Consider the following 15,157-nt stretch of genomic DNA (forward strand, 5'->3'; position numbering starts at 1 on the left):
CCGTGAGCCTTTCGCGCCGTGCGCGCGCCCGAGGGGCCGCGTTCTGCCCCGGCGTCAGATGTGCGACGAGCTCCGCGCGGCAGCTTCGTTGGACGGCGAGCTGCTAGCTCCTGACCTCTTCGTCCTCGCCTTCTGGAGGCGGAGGGCGCTCGCCCGCGGCGACCTGGAGCTCGCGGACGATCGAGAGGAGCGCTGGACAGCAGAAGCGCTCGACCACGGAGCCGTCGGGCGCGAGCTCGAAGCTCGGCGGCTCGCCGTGCACCGGGCAAGCCACCTCGGCGTACCTCGACTCGAGATCCCTCAGGACGCTCTCGTCGACCTCGCTGACCTCGCCCTTCGCAGCCGTCCCTTCGTTCCCATGTGTCGCCATGCGACGCACGGTAGCAGGAAGGGCGCCGCGCCTCGCGCTGCTCGGGGGCCCAGGGGGCCCAGGCGACCTCTGCCATCGACGCAGGGGCGTCGGCGCCCCGCGGCCTCAGCCATCGAGGCGCCGCGACCAGAGCGGCTGCCCGAAATCAGGCAGACAAAATAGCAGCGCCGCCGGGCGCCTCGGGGGATTAGGCGGAGGCCGCCGGCGGAGCTGGTCCCTGACTAAGCATCCTCCGTGCCAGGTACACACTTCGGAAATTCCCCTACTTATGTCTCGGGCACCGATCGGGTGGGTTTCGATTCTGCGAGGATCCGGCTTGCACGGTTGCAGGATCGCGACGGCGCTCGCCCACTTCCGTGACCGCCCTGTCGCCGGCTAGCGTCGGGGACATGAACCGCCTGCGTACGACCCCCGCCTTCATCCTGGCGCTGCCGCTGCTCGCGGCGTGCAGCGCCCCCGCGTCGAGGCCGCTGGACAAGCCGGTCGCGTCCCCGGCCGCCGCGACCCCGCCGCCAGCGCCCTCCGGACCGGGGCGGCTTCCTTATCCGGCGACCGCGAAGCGGCCCGTGGCGAGCGAGTACCATGGCACCCGGGTCGTCGACGACTACCAGTGGCTGGAGGACGGGAACTCCCCCGAGGTGGAGCGCTGGGTCGCCGAGCAGAACCAGCTCTCGCGCGGCGCCCTCGACGCCGTGCCAGCGCGCGGCGCCATCCGGGCGCGCGTGCAGGAGATCCTGTCGGCGACCTCCGCGAACCACTACGCGCTCGACGAGGCCGGCGGGCAGATCTTCGCGCTCAAGGACCAGCCGCCGAAGCAGCAGCCTTTCCTCGTCGTCCTGAGGTCCGTGAACGACCCCGCCTCCGCGCGGAGCCTCGTCGATCCAGAGGTCATCGACCCGAAAGGGCACACGGCCATCGACTGGTTCGTCCCGTCGCGCGACGGCAAGAAGGTGGCTGTCTCCCTGTCCGAAGGCGGCACCGAGAGCGGGACCGTGCGCGTCTACGACGTGGCGACGGGCAAGGAGACGGGCGACACCGTTCCTTACGCGAACAGCGGCACCGCGGGCGGCAGCCTGGCGTGGACCGGCGACGGCAAGGGGTTTTACTACACCCGACACCCTCGGCCCGGGGAGCGCCCGCGAGAGGACATGGGCTTCTTCCAGCAGATCTACTTCCACAAGCTCGGTACGCCGGACAAGGACGACAAGTACGCGCTCGGCAAGGAATTCCCCCGCATCGCCGAGGTGGAGCTCACGACGAGCGAGAGCGGCAAGCTCGTGCTCGCCAGCGTGCAGAACGGCGATGGAGGCGAGTACTGGCACTATCTCCTCGACGCTTCGGGCAAGTGGACGCGCTTCGCCGACCTGCCCGACAAGGTCATCCGGGTCGTGTTCGGCGCCGACGACCGGCTCTACCTCCTGTCGCGCAAGGACGCGCCGCGCGGCAAGGTGCTGCGCCTCTCGCCGGGCAAGCTGGACCTCGCCAGGGCGGAGCTCGTCGTGCCCGAGAGCGAGGCGGTGATCCAGGACTTCTTGCCCACGACAGGGCGGCTCTACGTCCGCGATCTGCTCGGCGGCCCGTCGCAGGTCCGCGTCTTCGATCTGAAGGGCAAGGCGCTCGGGACGGTGCCGATCCCGCAGGTCTCCTCGGTGCGGCAGCTCGTGCGCACGCAAGGCGACGACATGCTCTTTCGCGGCGTGAGCTACACCGAGCCGGCGGCCTGGTTCACGTACTCGGCCAGGGACGGCAAGGTGACGAAGACGCCGCTCGCGATGACGGCCCCTGTCTCCTATGCCGACGTGGAGGTCGCCCGGGAGGCGTGCACCTCGAAGGATGGGACCAAGGTTCCCCTCAACATCCTGCGCCGGAAGGGCGCGCCCCTCGACGGGACCGCGCCGGTGCTGCTCACGGGATACGGCGGCTACGGGACGAGCATGGCTCCCGGGTTCAACCCGCTCTGGCGGCTGTGGTTCGACCAGGGAGGGGTGGTCGCGATCGCCAACCTGCGCGGCGGCGGCGAGTTCGGGGAGGCGTGGCACCGCGGCGGCAACCTGACCAAGAAGCAGAACGTCTTCGACGACTTCGCGGCGTGCGCGCAGCACCTCATCGACGGGCGCGTCACGAGCCCGGCGCGGCTCGCCATCCGCGGCGGCTCGAACGGCGGTCTGCTGATGGGAGCGCAGCTCACGCAGCACCCGGAGATGGTCAAGGCGGTCGTGTCGCACGTCGGTATCTACGACATGCTCCGGGTGGAGCTCACGCCGAACGGGGCGTTCAACGTGACCGAGTTCGGCACGGTGAAGGACCCCGAGCAGTTCAAGGCCCTTTACGCCTACTCGCCGTATCACCACGTCAAGGACGGGACCGCCTATCCGGCGACCCTGTTCCTGACCGGCGCCAACGACCCGCGGGTGGATCCATGGCACTCGCGGAAGATGGCCGCGCGGATGCAAGCGGCCTCGTCGGGCTCGGCGCCCATCCTGCTCCGGGCGAGCGGCTCGACGGGCCACGGGGCCGGGACACCGCTCTCCGAGGAGATCGAGGAGCAAGCCGACGTGTTCGCGTTCCTCTTCAAGGAGCTCGGGCTCGGCGCCCCGCCCGCCAAGGACGACGCGGCGCCCCGGTGATGGAACGGCCGCGGCCGCCCCCGCCCGGGGTGCGGCCGCGGTCCGGTCGCTGCGTGTCTCGCTTCACCAGGTGGTGAAGTAAGCCCACGCCTCGTTTCCGGCGGAGGCCTGGAAGCAGTATCCGCCGTTGCGCTTGGCGGGCAGGGTGATGTTGCCGCCGCTGCACGCCACCGCCGTGCCGTTGACCGCGAACGTGCGGCCGCCCGCGAAGTTGCCGCAGTTGGCGCCGCTCAGGCTCGCCGTGGTCTCGAAGCAGCGCGCGCCGGAGCCGAGGCTGCCCGAGCTGTAGCTCGCGCTCGAGAACACGGTGGGGCCCGTGCACAGGCTGCTGCACGGCGCCGTCCCGGTGCTGGGCTGGCAGACGCCGGCCACGCAGCTCAGGCTCGTGCAGTCCGCGCCGGTGACGCACGCCTGGCCGTTCGCGCAGTCGGCCGTGCACGTGCCGCCGCAGTCGACGTCCGTCTCGGTGCCGTTCTTGACGCCGTCGGTGCAGGTCGGCGCGGCGCCGCCGTTGATCACGCTCACCCCGAGGCCCTGGAGCCACGTCGTCACCGGGTAGCGCGCCGCCGTGTCGAGCCGCGTGTGCCAGTTGGTCTGCGAGGGAGCCGGGCCGCTCCAGCCGGACGGGAACGTGTAATAAGCGTTGACGCCCACGACCACGAGGTCGGTCGCGCTCTGCCGGTAGAGCGGGCCGCCCGAGTCGCCGGGGCACAGGCTGGCGTACGTGGTGCTGCTGGCATAACCCGGCGTGAGCACGTAGGCCGCGGCGACATCGTTGATGGCGGTGCCAGAGACGTACGAGCCCGGGTGATCCAGGATCGAGGCAGGCGCCGCGCTGAGGTCCTGGAGCTTGAAGAGCCCGCCGCCCCCGCCGCCGGGGTTCTCGCAGCCATAGCCGGTCGCCACGACGGGATCCCCCACCGCGACCGGCGCCCCGTCCACCACGGCGGCCGGGATCGTCGGCGAGAGCTCGTTGACGACGACCACCGCGAGGTCGGGCGCGTACCCCGGGTTCAGGACGTTGACCCCGCAATCGGTCGCTCCGCCCGCCAGCGCGGCGGCGCAGACCTCGAGCCACTTCGGATGGATGTACGTCTGCTGGATCGTCAGGTTGACGTACGGCGAGATCGGGGGCGTGTTGTCGGCGCTGACCGAGTACGAGCCGCCCGGCCCGTAGCCCGCGGCCACGGTCGCGGCGTACTCGTCATCGACGCAGTGAGCCGCGGTGAGGAAGTGACGCGGTCCGACCTTCGCGGCGGTGCACCCCGGGCCGAGGACCGTCGACGGATACTGCGATTCTAGCGCCGGCTGCCCCCCGATCAGCGCGTCGTCCGCCGCGCCGATCTCCTCGGAGGTCTCGCCGTAGCCCTCCACGCTGCAGGCGGCCAAGCACAATGAGAACAAAGCATATACAGATGAGCGCACTGGTTGCTTCTCCTGTCGCCCCGAGTGCATCGACGCCTCGCGCCCCCCGCGTCGTATCGGTGCGACGGAGGGTCTTTATGCCGACGGTTAGCCTCCTTCCAACTCGAATGCATCATGGACCTCATGCAAGGCGTGCATGCCGTCGCCAGATCGCCACGACCGCGTCGCACGAGCCTGGATCCGGAGGCGAGCCGAAGGAGCGCCGCCCGCCCCCGCGGCTCGCCGCGCCGGCCACGGCGCCCCGCCGCCTCGACGCCCGCGATCCCGGGTCGGGCGGGGCGCGATGCCCGCTCACGGCCGTTGATTATGAACCGATTAAGTGCTCGGCTCGCGCGCGCTTCTTGCGGGTCTTGGGGCACGTCCTGCGCCCGGCGCTGGAGGTGGTTTGCGCCGGTAGCCTGCCTGGGCTCGCGCGGCTCTCCAACTACCGCACGGCGTTCGACGTCGGCTCTCCGATAGGCGGTGAGCTCCTATCTACTGGAACCAGGTGATGGCCGCCTCGGTGGTCGTCAGCGTGCCTGTGGTGGCCGGGTTCCTGCTGCTCCAGCGCTACCTCGTCCAGGGCCTCACCGCGGGCGCGGTGAAGACCTGATCGGTCGGGACGGGGGGTGTCGCCTCGGGCCGGCCTGGAGGGGCACGCCGGGGCGCAGGCGACGGCGCTGCTGCGAGCGCTCGATGGCTTCATGCTGGACAGCAGGGCATGGGTCCGCCCGCCGCGCTGTTTGCTGTGGCCGGGCGAGCGCTCACCGCTTGCGGGACGGAGCCTCTCCACGGGGCAGCGCCGCCGGCCGATGCGCCTCTCCGCGGGGCAGCGCCGCCGGCCGATGCGCCTCTCCCCGTTCGCCTCGCTCGGGCGCGCGCGCCGCGACCGTCGCGCTCCGCTGCGCCGCGACCGCCGCGCTCCGCTGCGCCGCCCCGCGGCGCGCGGCGAGGGCCCGGGTCAGCCCCTCGGCCAGCGTCGCCGCGGTGTCGAGGCCGCCGAGGTCGACGCCGAGCTCGACCAGCGTCTGCGCCAGCGCGGGCGAGACGCCCACCAGCGTGCAGGACGCGCCGAGCAGCCGCGCTGCCGACGCCGCCCCGACGAGCTGCGCGGCGGCCCGGGCGTCGAGCGCCGGCACGCCGGTGATGTCGAGCAGCACCTGCGCCGCCTGCTGCGCGGCGATCGCCTCGAGCAGGCGCTCAAGGAGCGCGCTGGCGCGCGCGTCGTCGATCATGCCCACGATGGGGAGGCAGAGCACGCCGTCCGCGACGCGGATCACCGGGACGCTCATCGCCTGGATCGCGTCCCGCTGCGCCGCGATCACCCGCACTGTCTCTTCGAGCTCCCGGTTGCGCGCCTCCAGCGACGCCTGGAGCGCCCGCTGATCCTCGATCAGGGCCTCGTATTTGTGCTGGATCTCGGCCGCCTCCGGGACGGCGAACTGGAACAGCACGCCCTCGAAGCCGTCCCCGGCGTCGCGCACCGGCACGCCGAAGGAGCAGACCCACACCGCTCCGCCCCTCTTGCCCGTGAGCTCCTCGACAAGGTCGGTGTCGTAGCTGATCGGCGGGATCGCGACCTCCTCGCCGCGAAAGAACCGCTCGACGTGCGGCATGATCCCGTTCTCGACGAGCTGCGGGTCCTCCAGCATGTTGTATTTCAGTTGCAAGAACACCTCGGCTGGGGCCCGCCAGAGCGCTTCCCAGCCGGCGTTGACGGCGTGGGTCCTGCCGACGGGGTGGTGGATCGACACGCTGAAGCAGCGCGCCGCCATCAGCGCGCGCCATCTGCGTGCGTCCGCCCGCAGCGATTCCATCTCCTTCTCCATCGCCTCCAGGCGGCGAACCAGCTGAGCGCTATCGTCGTCCCCCTCGTATCCCATATGCCCGAGTGTTCCCCGAGCGGCGCCTGGCTGTCCAGCGCCGCACCGGGCGAGCGGGCGAGCAGGCGAACGTCGCGCAGTCGCTGGGGGCAGACAGCGTCATCGATTACAGCAAGGAGGATTTTGCCAAGGGCGGCGAGAACTACGACATCCTCTTCGACGCCGTGGGCAAGACGTCGGTCCGAGGACCGAGCCTGACTTCGCCCCGAGGAGCGGACCCCGGAGTTAAAGCTGCGCGGCTTCCTGGCCTCACAAGCGGAGCACCAGGCAGGCCGCCGAGGCCGGGCAGGCCCCGGCGAACTCCGGGGAGGCGGCGAGGTCGGCTGGAACCACCTCGCGCGGCGTCGAGGCGAAGCCGAGCGCCCGGAAATAGTCCGCAGCGGTCGTGGTCAGCAGGTAGACGGCCTCGAGCGACTCCACCCGCGCCGCATCGATGCGGTTGGCGACGAGAGCCCGGCCGAACCCTTGCCCGTGAAGCGTCCGCGCCACGGCCACGGAGCGTAGCAGGCCAACTCGCCCGTACGTCTCGAGCCCAGCTACGCCGACGAGCCCCAGGCTGCGCCGGATGACGACGTACGCGGCGGGGAACTGGTCGAGCAGGCCGGCCGTCGGCAGCTCCGCGCGGACAAGGAGCCCCCGAACCACGTCGAGATCGCCCGACGCAGCCGGCTCGATCTTCGCGTCGCTCAACTCCACGCCTCAGCCGCGATGAGCGCCTCGACGCGCGCCTTCACCTCGTCGCGAATGGCACGGACGCGCTCCAGCGGCTTTCCCTTCGGATCCTCCAATGGCCAGTCGTCGCGTCGCACGCCTGGGACGGTCGGACAAGCTTCGCCGCAGCCCATCGTGATCAGCATGTACGCGTCCGCTGCGAGCGCGTGCGTCAGCTTCTGCGGCGTCGACTCCGACAGGTCGATCCCGACCTGGTGCATCACCTCGCGCACCTCGGGGTGAACGCGCGAGCCGGGCTCGGTGCCGGCGGAGATGGCGTGCGCCTGCGAGGGGTTGACCAAGGCGTTGAACCATGCTGCGGCCATTTGCGATCGGCCCGCATTGTGGATGCAGGCAAAGAGGATCAGCTTCGGTGTGGTTGTCATGACGTGCGGGCCTCTTCCCGTGGAACGACGACATCGGATGCGCGCTGGGGCAGGTTTGGCACCAGCCAGCGGAAGAACACTGTCGCGGCCGCAGCGCCGGCGACCTGGGCGACGATGAAACCTGGGGTGTCGATAGGACGGATGCCGGCGAACGTGTCGGTCGCGGCGCGGGCGACGGTGACCGCAGGGTTCGCGAACGAAGTCGATGAAGTGAACCAGTATGCGGCGGTGATATACGCACCCACGGCGAGCGGCACCGCCTCGGAGCGCCGACGCGAGCATCCCCAGATCACCGCAAGCAGGCCGAACGTCGCGACAAACTCGCTGAACCACTGCGACAGCCCTGTACGGACGTGCCTCGACACGGAGAAGACCGGCAAATCGAACATCGTGTCTGCTGCGGCGACCCCAGCGAACGCGCCGGCGACCTGGGCGAGCACGTACGGTGGCACCTCGCGCCAAGGAAGGCCGCCCTGCGAAGCGTCAGCCACAGTCACCACTGGGTTGAAGTGCGCGCCGGAGATGGGCCCCAGGGTCAGGATGAGAGCGACCAGCGCAGCGCCTGTGGCGATCGCGTTCGCGAGCAGCGCCATGGCTGCGTTGCCACCGGCCAAGCCCTCCGCCATGATCCCCGACCCGACCACCGTCGCGAGAAGGAGGGCCGTCCCGAGCGCTTCGGCGACGGCCCTTCGGGTGAGATCAGCGCGCTGCATCGCCGAGCTTCGCGGGCGCGCAGCAGCCAGGCGCGCAGCACGCCGCCTCGCTCTTCGCAGGCTCGCTCTTCGCAGGCTGGCTTCCCATCACGTCCGCGTCGCCCTTCACCACGAACACCTCCCACGAGTTGCCGTCGGGGTCCTCGATCCAGACCTTGTCCTGCACCGCGTAGCAACACGCGGTGTTCTCCTCCGTGAAGGTCTTGAGCTCGGCCGCCTCGAAGGCGCGCTTGGCCTCGAGCACGTCGTCGGTGCTCGCGACCTGGATGCCGAAATGGCTCGCGTTCACGCCCGTGCGCGGCGCCTCTTGCATCGTCAGGTTGAGGGCAGGCGACGCAAGGTCGAACTTGGCGTAGCCAGGTCGACGCTTCGCGGCGCGCACACCGAATGCCTTCTCGTAGAACGCGACCGAGGCATCGATGTTGGAGATGTTCAGCGAAACGTGAGGCTTGAGGACGTTCATCTCGGGTACTCCTTCCAAATTTTTAGAAATAGTGGAGAAAAAAATTAGCAGCAACCCTTCCCGCGCTTGCAGCAGTCCTCCCAGATGTAGTCCGTGAGGCCGCGAAGCGCCGCGTAGTCGGCGCTGTAGTAGTGGAACGTTCCTTCTCCGCGCGTCCTTAGAACGCCGGCGTCGACGAGCCGCTTCAGGTGATGGCTCAGCGTGGATGCAGGCGTGTGCATGTGCGCCTGGATCTCGCCTGCAGATGCGCCGTCGGCGCCGGCTTGCACCACGAAGCGCAGAACCGCGAGGCGGACGGGGTGACCGAGCGCGGCCAGTTGTTCAGCGTGACGCGCCAGTGTCGAGGGCACGCACTACTTCTACGGATCTAGAAGTACTGGCGCAAGGGGGTTCTTCCAAAAAAATCGAAGCAGTCGACGCGGCCGTTCGGACCGCGCCCTGCGCGGTGTTCGTCCGGATCGAGGGAACCCCAGCGCGCGATGACGAGGCCTTTTCGGTGGTCATGGGCTCGGCTGGGCAGTCGAGCCGCCTGAGCTCTCCGCGCCGCGCCCACGTCCCTGGACGGCGCAGCGGGCCGTCTGTTGAGGGCGAACCCGAGGACTTCCCGCCATACAGCATTTAAGTGAAGTTCCTCAGCGCGAGTGATATCACCACCCCGGACGGCCGACCTCGTGGAGAGCGAACCATGACGACCACCCGAGAGATCCTCGATTTCTACACGCGCCCCGCGGCGATGACGTCCGGGGGCGCGCACGCGCCCCGGTTCGACGAGCTGCCGGGCGACGTGGCCTCGCTCGTGCGCGTCGTGCAAGGCCTCTTGCTGCACGTGCACTGGGCGCAGGCCTACGGCGTGGAGCTCTCGGACGAGCGCCGCGCCGAGTCCCACGTCCGCCCGACGGACCGGATGCTGGATCGCCTTTTCGCCCACGACGATCGGCCGCTCTCCGCCGCCCGGCCGCTCGACACGCGCCTCGTCGGCTCCTGCCGTGACTTCACGGTTCTCCTGGTGGCCTTTCTGCGCGCCAAGGGGATCCCTGCCCGCGCCCGCTGCGGCTTCGGCGGCTATTTCCATGCCGGCGACTTCGTGGACCACTGGGTCTGCGAGCACTGGAACGCCGCCGAGGCGCGCTGGGTCCTCGTCGACGCGCAGATCGACGACGTTCAGCGGGCGGCGCTGAAGCCCGACTTCGATGTGCTCGACGTGCCGCGCCACCGCTTCGTGGTGGCGGGCGACGCCTGGGCGCAGTGCCGCGCCGGGGAGGCCGATCCGTCGAAGTTCGGGATGTTCGATATGCGCGGGCTCTGGTTCATCAGCGGCAACGTCCTGCGCGATCTCGCGGCGCTCAACAACATGGAGATGCTGCCGTGGGACGACTGGGGTGCGATGATCGGACCCGACGAGCCGCTGCGGGACGACCAGCTGGCGCTGTTCGACCGGCTCGCGGCGATCACCCGCTCGCCCGATGCGCGCTTCGCCGAGCTGCGCCAGCTCTACGAGGGCGACGAGCGCCTGCGGGTGCCGGCGGTCGTCTTCAACGCCGTGCTCAACCGTCAGGACAACGCTCTGACCTGACCTGCGTCGAGCCTCGCCGCCGGGCACCTCTCGTACGGGCGCGCCGCGCTCCGGCTACCCGTGGCGGCTTGGAAAATCCCCCACGGCGGCCTCGCGCGCCCTGACCGCGCTCCGGAAGGCGGCGTAACTCCAGCTCAGATCGCTCACGCTGCATTCGTACCCGTTGTCGCGATCGAACTGCTCGCTCAGCTGGAGGCGATCGGAGTGGTAGATCACCGCCTCGAGCATCCTGTCGCCCGCGTCGATCAGCTTCGCCGCGATGTCTGGATCGGCGGGATCGCTCACGCCCACCTGCGCGAAGAACTTCTGCGTCGTGGCGTTCACGAGCACGGCGCCGGGGGAGCTCTTGATCTTCGCCGCGAGCATGAAGTAGAGCTCCGCGAAGTTGCACGTCGTGAGCGCCCACGGGTGACCGGCGTCCGGACCGTGATCCGACAGGTTGCCGTCGTACGTATCCTCGGGGTACCGCCCGATCATCGGCCCCCTGCTCCGAGGCAGCGCCCGATCGGCGTCGTTGATGCGGTACCGCCGGTCGCCCTGGGCGAACGCCTCGCGCACCAGCGCGGCCGTCGAGAGCAGCACCGGGTCCGCGCAGTTCGTGGAGCCGTAGACGGCCGACATGACGATATCCACGTTGAGCGTCGCTCCCCTGCCTTCGGCGGGCCTGCCGTTCGGGCCCGTGATGGACGCGTAGTACGGCTGCCCGTCGTACGTGCCCTGGTGCGTCGCCATCTGGCTGCCCAGCCACTCTGCGGCCGCCCACATGTCGTTGATGTACGGAGAGAGCCCGTGCTCGTCGGCGCGGCTGATCAGCGAGAGGAACGCCTTTCGCTGCACGGAGCGGGCATAGAAGCTGAACCCGGCCGTCTCCTCCCAGAGGTTGTGCGTCTGCTCCTTGTAGGCCGAGAGGAGGTACCGGGTGTCCTTCTCGATGATGGACCTGGCCGTGGCGAGCGCCTGCAGCGAGAGCCGATCCTCGATGGCGAGCAGGGACAGGATGCGGTGCGCCGGGCCATCCGTCTGCGAGGTCCAGTTGTCGCGCACGGTGCCGTCGATGTGGAAGCACGCCAGCGCGAACCTGCTCGCTCGCTCGGCGTTCTCCTGGCACAGCGCCGAGAACATCGTGTAATCCTCGCAGAGGGTCCGCGCCGTGAAGACCGGGTTGTCGAGCGCCTCCGGAATGCAGATGGCCGCGTCCCGGATCCAGTGGTGCACATAGTCCTGGTCGGTCTGACCCCTGTCGTCCGGCAGGGACGGGGACGCGAGCACACACCCCTTGACGGACTGCATCGCGCCCTTGCTGAAGACCCAGGTCCCCGTCGCGATGTTCCGCAGGAGGAGCACTTGCATGTACTTGCTGATCGCGTCGAACGACACGGACGAGACGTCGACGCTCGTGCTCAGGTAACCGAATGAACTGGCCATGGGACCCCCTCGTGGTTTGTTCCTTTATAGCGGGGCGCCGATCCGTGCGCTATGCGCGATCGCGGCGACGTGGTGTGGGAGGCCCTGCTCGAACGCCGTCTTGTTGCTATCCGTTCGCATGCCCGGGCACGGGGCTTGCCCCTGGCGTGCAGGGATCCCGCGCGCGCAGCTACGCCACCACCGGCGGCGCCGGCGCGTCGAGAGCAGGCGTGCGGCGGTCGCGCGCTGCGTCACGCGGCCAGCGGAGCGTCGCGGCGTTGTCGCCTGGTCTCCTCTGAACGTCGCGCTCCGCGAGCGGCCCGGCCGCCCGCCGCGCGGTACCGCGTTCGCCGGGCCGTCGCGGGCGACGCCGATCCCGGGATGTTCGCCGTTGCGAACAATCCGCCCCGCCGCGCACAGTGGGCGCATGGTCGACCCGCTCTTCGACGATCTGCCCGCCCTGCTGTGCTTCGCGCGCGTCGTGGAGCGCCGCTCGTTCACCGCGGCCGCGGCGGAGCTCGGGGTGTCGAAGTCGATGGTGAGCACCCGGGTCGCGCGCCTGGAGGAACGCCTCGGCGAGCGCCTGCTCGTGCGCACCACGCGCAAGCTCACCGTCACGGACGCCGGCATGAACCTCTATGCGCGCTGCGCGCGTGTGCTCGAGGAGGCCGCGGCCGCGGTGCGGGGCGCGTCCGACGCCGACCGGGGCCGCATCCGGCTCAACGCGCCGGTCAGCTTCGCGCAGATGTACCTGGCGGAGCCGCTCGCGCGGTTCCTCCGGGCGAGCCCGGGCGCGCACGTCGAGCTCATGCTGAACGACCGGCTCGTCGACCTGGTGGAGGAGCGCGTCGACCTGGCCATCCGGATCACGAAGCTCAAGGACTCGAGCCTTGTCGCGCGCCAGCTCGCCACGACGGCGCTGCACGTGGTCGGCGCGCCGGGTTACCTCGAGCGGCGGGGGCGGCCCGAGCAGCCGGGGGATCTCCTGCGCCACGACTGCCTGCGCTACCTCCACCTGCGCGTCGAGGACGAGTGGCGCTTCTACGGGGCCGGCGGGCGCATCTCCGTCCCCGTCTCCGGCCCGCTGACGGCGAGCAACGGGACGGCGCTCCGAGAGGCGGCCGTGTCCGGGATCGGCCTCGCGGTGCTGCCGCGCTTCATGGTCGACGAGGATCTCGCGGCCGGGCGCCTGGTCACGCTGCTCGACGCGTTCGCGCCCCGGCCGATGGGCATCTACGCGGTGCACGCGGCCGGCCGGCGCCCGCCCGCGCGGGTGCGGAGGCTCGTCGACCACCTGGCGGCCGCATTCCGCGGGATCTCGTGGGCGTAGCGGCAGATCGTTCTCCGCGGAGAACAATTCGTTCCCGGGCGCGCTCTACCGTGGCGCGGCGCCGGGGCTTACTCCTCGGGTCATGGAGGCATCACCCATGAACCGTGTCGAAACGATCCTCTCCGTTCCCCGCTCGGCCGAGCTGGCCGCGCTGATGTTGCGCCTCGGGCTGGGCGCCGTGTTCCTGGCGCACGCGCTCGCCAAGCCGCTCGTGTTCACGTTGCCGGGCACCGTCGCGTTCTTCGCGGCGAGCGGCTTCCCGGGCTGGACGGCATATCCGGTGTTTCTCGCGGAGCTGCTCGGCGGCGCGGCGCTCCTCGCCGGGCTCAGGACGCGCCTTGTCTCGCTCTTGCTCCTGCCGGTGATGATCGGCGCGCTGCTCGTGCACCTGCCGAACGGCTGGATGTTCGCCGGCCAGGGGGGCGGCTGGGAGTACGTCGCCTTCCTGATGATCGCGCTCGGCGCGCAGGCCCTCCTCGGTGACGGCGCGTTCGCCGTGAGCCGGCTGCAGCGCGGCTAGCGCCTCGCCGCGCAGGGTCGAGAAGGGCCGCGCGATCTGCGCGGCGGCTCGCGCCGCGTCACGGCAAGTTGGCGTCCATCCACGCGAGTCGGGCCCGCAGGAAGTCGCGCATGCCCTGCAGCTGCCCCTCCCACGTCGGCGCCGTGGGGCCGCCGAGGAAACCCTCGCTCGACTCGATGACGCTCGACACCGGCCACTTGGCGAAGTCGCGGACCACGGCCTGCGAGAGCGGCGCGCTCAGCCCGTTCATGCGCTGCTCGAGCGCGGCCTCGGACAGGTGCGTCTGGCGAAGCGCCGTGTAGCGCGCCTTCACCTGCGCCATGAAGCTCGGATCCGCGGTGAGCTTCTGGTACCAGTTGTTGACGTTCCTCGTGCCGCTGAAGCGCCAGCCGGTGTCGTTCTCCGATTGCGGCGTCGCGCTCTGGGCGCCCACGCCGCCGAGCGCGAAGTTGTAATCCCACAGCGGCCCGGCCTTGAGCTTCTGATCGCGATCCTTGAAGTAATACGCGCTCCGCACGTACGCGTCCACGTTGAGCGTCAGCTCGCTGATGATCAGGTAATCGATGAACGACGGCACGTCGATGTACGACGCGTAATCGCCGATCGGCGTCTGGTGGATGCTGTCGTGGAACTGCTGGATGTACTGCGTCAGCCAGGTCGTCTGCTCGTCGTTCAGGGGGTCGGGATCCACGACCTCGAGATCGATCCAGCACGTGCCGCCCTCGCCGGGGCGGGGACCCCCGCCGCCGCCGAAGCTGAACGACGGGAGGGGATCCGACCCGGTGCAGGTGAGCTTCGGCTCCTCGGCGGCCGCCTGGTCGAACTTGAAGATGTAGCCGCCGCTGATGTCCGGCAGTGCCCGGTCCGTCTCCTTGAGCTCCTTGAGATCGGTGCGGACCTTGTTGTTCTTGATGGTCTCCGAGATCCAGTAGATGCCCTGGTAATCCGCTTCGCCGACGACGCGCGCGTCGTAGTTCAGATAGACCTCGGCGAACTCGACGCGTGGCGCCTGGAGCCCCATGTCGCGGCCGAGGGTGAAGGTGAACGGATTGCGGATCAACGTGCGGTCGTAGTAGGGGGGGATCAGCGCCCAGTCCGAGTCGGCGGGCATGCCCAGCACCGGGTAGTCGAGGTCCTTGTCGTCGTTGCCCCACAGCTCGAGCTTGTATGGTGTTTGCGGGAAGTTCTGCGACGACTGACCGCGCACGTGGTACCCGCCGCGCATCGCCATCGTGGGCAGCGAGGCGATCGACGCGACGCCGTTGACCGGCTCCCAGATCATCACCGCCGCGTCGAAGTAGACCTCCTTGTCGGTCGGCTTGCCCATGCCGTAACCGTCCATGATCACGATGGGAAGATCGGAGGTCGCGTCGAAGGTGCGCGCGATGTAGAGGCCTGTGCTCACCGCGCCGCTCGCGGCGCCTCCAACGAACGTTTGCGCGCGGACCTGCGTCGTTTCAGTGAGGGTCACGGGCTCGCCCGTGTACAGCGTGGAGGACGCGGTCGGCAGCAGCCCGTCCAGCGTGTAGCGGATCTCTGCCCCCTCGATCGCGGTGGACATCCCCACCTGGATCTGATCTCTGAACGTCTGGCTAGGCGTGGAGAACGACACATCCCCGATCAGGGACGGGGGCGGCGCCGCGGTGCCGTTGCCGTCGCCAGCCGGTTCCTGGCCCTGGCCGCAAGCAACGCTCAGAGAGATCAGGGCGAGCGAGATGGAGCGGTGAAACCGGGCAAAGCGCCCTCGTTTAACCATGGTATGATTTTCCACTG

Annotated in this window: 14 protein-coding genes and 2 pseudogenes; 6 read left to right on the forward strand and 10 right to left on the reverse strand. The window is 69.8% G+C overall.

Translation table 11 applies throughout. From position 1 onward, the window contains the following. Positions 1-103: 103 nt before the first annotated feature. Positions 104-370, reverse strand: coding sequence for a hypothetical protein (locus WMF39_RS04190; protein ID WP_437744258.1), 267 nt, complete (start codon positions 368-370; stop codon positions 104-106). A gap of 389 nt (positions 371-759) precedes the next feature. Here WMF39_RS04190 and WMF39_RS04195 point away from each other — a divergent pair, with 389 nt between their 5' ends. Further along, positions 760-2,997: a prolyl oligopeptidase family serine peptidase gene (locus tag WMF39_RS04195; protein ID WP_437744259.1), complete on the forward strand. Its 2,238-nt coding sequence runs from the start codon at positions 760-762 to the stop codon at positions 2,995-2,997. Positions 2,998-3,060: 63 nt separating this feature from the next. On the opposite strand, the gene WMF39_RS04200 is transcribed toward WMF39_RS04195, so the two are convergent. Further along, positions 3,061-4,386: a trypsin-like serine protease gene (locus WMF39_RS04200; RefSeq protein ID WP_437744260.1), complete on the reverse strand. Its 1,326-nt coding sequence runs from the start codon at positions 4,384-4,386 to the stop codon at positions 3,061-3,063. Positions 4,387-4,894: 508 nt separating this feature from the next. Between WMF39_RS04200 and WMF39_RS04205 the strand changes: the two are divergent. Continuing rightward, positions 4,895-5,014, forward strand: a pseudogene (locus WMF39_RS04205) (carbohydrate ABC transporter permease); the annotation flags it as partial. Between the two features lie 151 nt (positions 5,015-5,165). On the opposite strand, the gene WMF39_RS04210 reads toward WMF39_RS04205, so the two are convergent. Next, on the reverse strand, positions 5,166-6,284 hold the full coding sequence (locus WMF39_RS04210) for an STAS domain-containing protein (RefSeq protein WP_437744261.1): 1,119 nt from the start codon (positions 6,282-6,284) through the stop codon (positions 5,166-5,168). Between the two features lie 71 nt (positions 6,285-6,355). Here WMF39_RS04210 and WMF39_RS04215 point away from each other — a divergent pair. Continuing rightward, positions 6,356-6,457 (forward strand): annotated as a pseudogene (locus tag WMF39_RS04215) (zinc-binding dehydrogenase); the annotation flags it as partial. Between the two features lie 76 nt (positions 6,458-6,533). On the opposite strand, the gene arsN2 reads toward WMF39_RS04215, so the two are convergent. Genes arsN2 through WMF39_RS04240 form a run of 5 tightly spaced genes read right to left on the reverse strand, consistent with a single transcriptional unit; the run spans position 6,534 to position 8,907 of the window. Then, entirely contained in the window at positions 6,534-6,974 is a 441-nt protein-coding gene (gene arsN2 / locus WMF39_RS04220; protein ID WP_437744262.1) for an arsenic resistance N-acetyltransferase ArsN2, read from the reverse strand. Next, positions 6,971-7,381, reverse strand: coding sequence for an arsenate reductase ArsC (locus WMF39_RS04225; RefSeq protein WP_437744263.1), 411 nt, complete (start codon positions 7,379-7,381; stop codon positions 6,971-6,973). Before WMF39_RS04225 ends, arsN2 begins: the two co-directional genes overlap by 4 nt. Then, entirely contained in the window at positions 7,378-8,094 is a 717-nt protein-coding gene (locus WMF39_RS04230) for an aquaporin (RefSeq protein ID WP_437744264.1), read from the reverse strand. Before WMF39_RS04230 ends, WMF39_RS04225 begins: the two co-directional genes overlap by 4 nt. Further along, positions 8,081-8,557, reverse strand: a complete 477-nt coding sequence (locus WMF39_RS04235) for an ArsI/CadI family heavy metal resistance metalloenzyme (protein WP_437744265.1) — start codon at positions 8,555-8,557, stop codon at positions 8,081-8,083. Before WMF39_RS04235 ends, WMF39_RS04230 begins: the two co-directional genes overlap by 14 nt. Before the next feature lie 44 nt (positions 8,558-8,601). Beyond that, positions 8,602-8,907, reverse strand: coding sequence for an ArsR/SmtB family transcription factor (locus tag WMF39_RS04240; RefSeq protein ID WP_437744266.1), 306 nt, complete (start codon positions 8,905-8,907; stop codon positions 8,602-8,604). A gap of 335 nt (positions 8,908-9,242) precedes the next feature. On the opposite strand from WMF39_RS04240, the gene WMF39_RS04245 reads away from it, so the two are divergent. Then, positions 9,243-10,130 (forward strand): transglutaminase-like domain-containing protein, encoded by an 888-nt coding sequence (locus WMF39_RS04245; RefSeq protein WP_437744267.1) that lies wholly within the window; start codon positions 9,243-9,245, stop codon positions 10,128-10,130. Positions 10,131-10,184: 54 nt separating this feature from the next. Here WMF39_RS04245 and WMF39_RS04250 read toward each other — a convergent pair whose 3' ends face one another. Continuing rightward, positions 10,185-11,555 carry a glycoside hydrolase family 15 protein gene (locus tag WMF39_RS04250; protein WP_437744268.1) on the reverse strand — a complete coding sequence of 457 codons (1,371 nt, stop codon included), beginning with the start codon at positions 11,553-11,555 and terminating at the stop codon, positions 10,185-10,187. A gap of 406 nt (positions 11,556-11,961) precedes the next feature. Between WMF39_RS04250 and WMF39_RS04255 the strand changes: the two genes are divergently transcribed. Both WMF39_RS04255 and WMF39_RS04260 read left to right on the forward strand, forming a co-directional pair. Beyond that, the gene (locus WMF39_RS04255) at positions 11,962-12,864 is read left to right on the forward strand and encodes a LysR family transcriptional regulator (RefSeq protein WP_437744269.1); all 903 of its coding nucleotides are present in this window, start codon (positions 11,962-11,964) and stop codon (positions 12,862-12,864) included. 97 nt (positions 12,865-12,961) lie between these two features. Then, positions 12,962-13,384, forward strand: coding sequence for a DoxX family protein (locus WMF39_RS04260; RefSeq protein ID WP_437744270.1), 423 nt, complete (start codon positions 12,962-12,964; stop codon positions 13,382-13,384). Between the two features lie 58 nt (positions 13,385-13,442). Here WMF39_RS04260 and WMF39_RS04265 read toward each other — a convergent pair whose 3' ends face one another. Beyond that, on the reverse strand, positions 13,443-15,155 hold the full coding sequence (locus WMF39_RS04265; protein WP_437744271.1) for a CotH kinase family protein: 1,713 nt from the start codon (positions 15,153-15,155) through the stop codon (positions 13,443-13,445). Positions 15,156-15,157: the final 2 nt, after the last annotated feature.

The sequence above is a fragment of the Sorangium sp. So ce1504 genome, assembly GCF_051521635.1.
Taxonomy (GTDB): Bacteria; Myxococcota_A; Polyangia; order Polyangiales; family Polyangiaceae; genus Sorangium; species Sorangium cellulosum_B.

Bases quoted from the DNA above. Each gene is read 5' to 3' on its own strand.
- WMF39_RS04190 (WP_437744258.1), bottom strand. From the start codon at position 370: ATGGCGACACATGGGAACGAAGGGACGGCTGCGAAGGGCGAGGTCAGC.
- WMF39_RS04195 (WP_437744259.1), top strand. From the start codon at position 760: ATGAACCGCCTGCGTACGACCCCCGCCTTCATCCTGGCGCTGCCGCTG.
- WMF39_RS04210 (WP_437744261.1), bottom strand. From the start codon at position 6,284: ATGGGATACGAGGGGGACGACGATAGCGCTCAGCTGGTTCGCCGCCTG.
- WMF39_RS04225 (WP_437744263.1), bottom strand. From the start codon at position 7,381: ATGACAACCACACCGAAGCTGATCCTCTTTGCCTGCATCCACAATGCG.
- WMF39_RS04230 (WP_437744264.1), bottom strand. From the start codon at position 8,094: ATGCAGCGCGCTGATCTCACCCGAAGGGCCGTCGCCGAAGCGCTCGGG.
- WMF39_RS04235 (WP_437744265.1), bottom strand. From the start codon at position 8,557: ATGAACGTCCTCAAGCCTCACGTTTCGCTGAACATCTCCAACATCGAT.
- WMF39_RS04245 (WP_437744267.1), top strand. From the start codon at position 9,243: ATGACGACCACCCGAGAGATCCTCGATTTCTACACGCGCCCCGCGGCG.
- WMF39_RS04250 (WP_437744268.1), bottom strand. From the start codon at position 11,555: ATGGCCAGTTCATTCGGTTACCTGAGCACGAGCGTCGACGTCTCGTCC.
- WMF39_RS04255 (WP_437744269.1), top strand. From the start codon at position 11,962: ATGGTCGACCCGCTCTTCGACGATCTGCCCGCCCTGCTGTGCTTCGCG.
- WMF39_RS04260 (WP_437744270.1), top strand. From the start codon at position 12,962: ATGAACCGTGTCGAAACGATCCTCTCCGTTCCCCGCTCGGCCGAGCTG.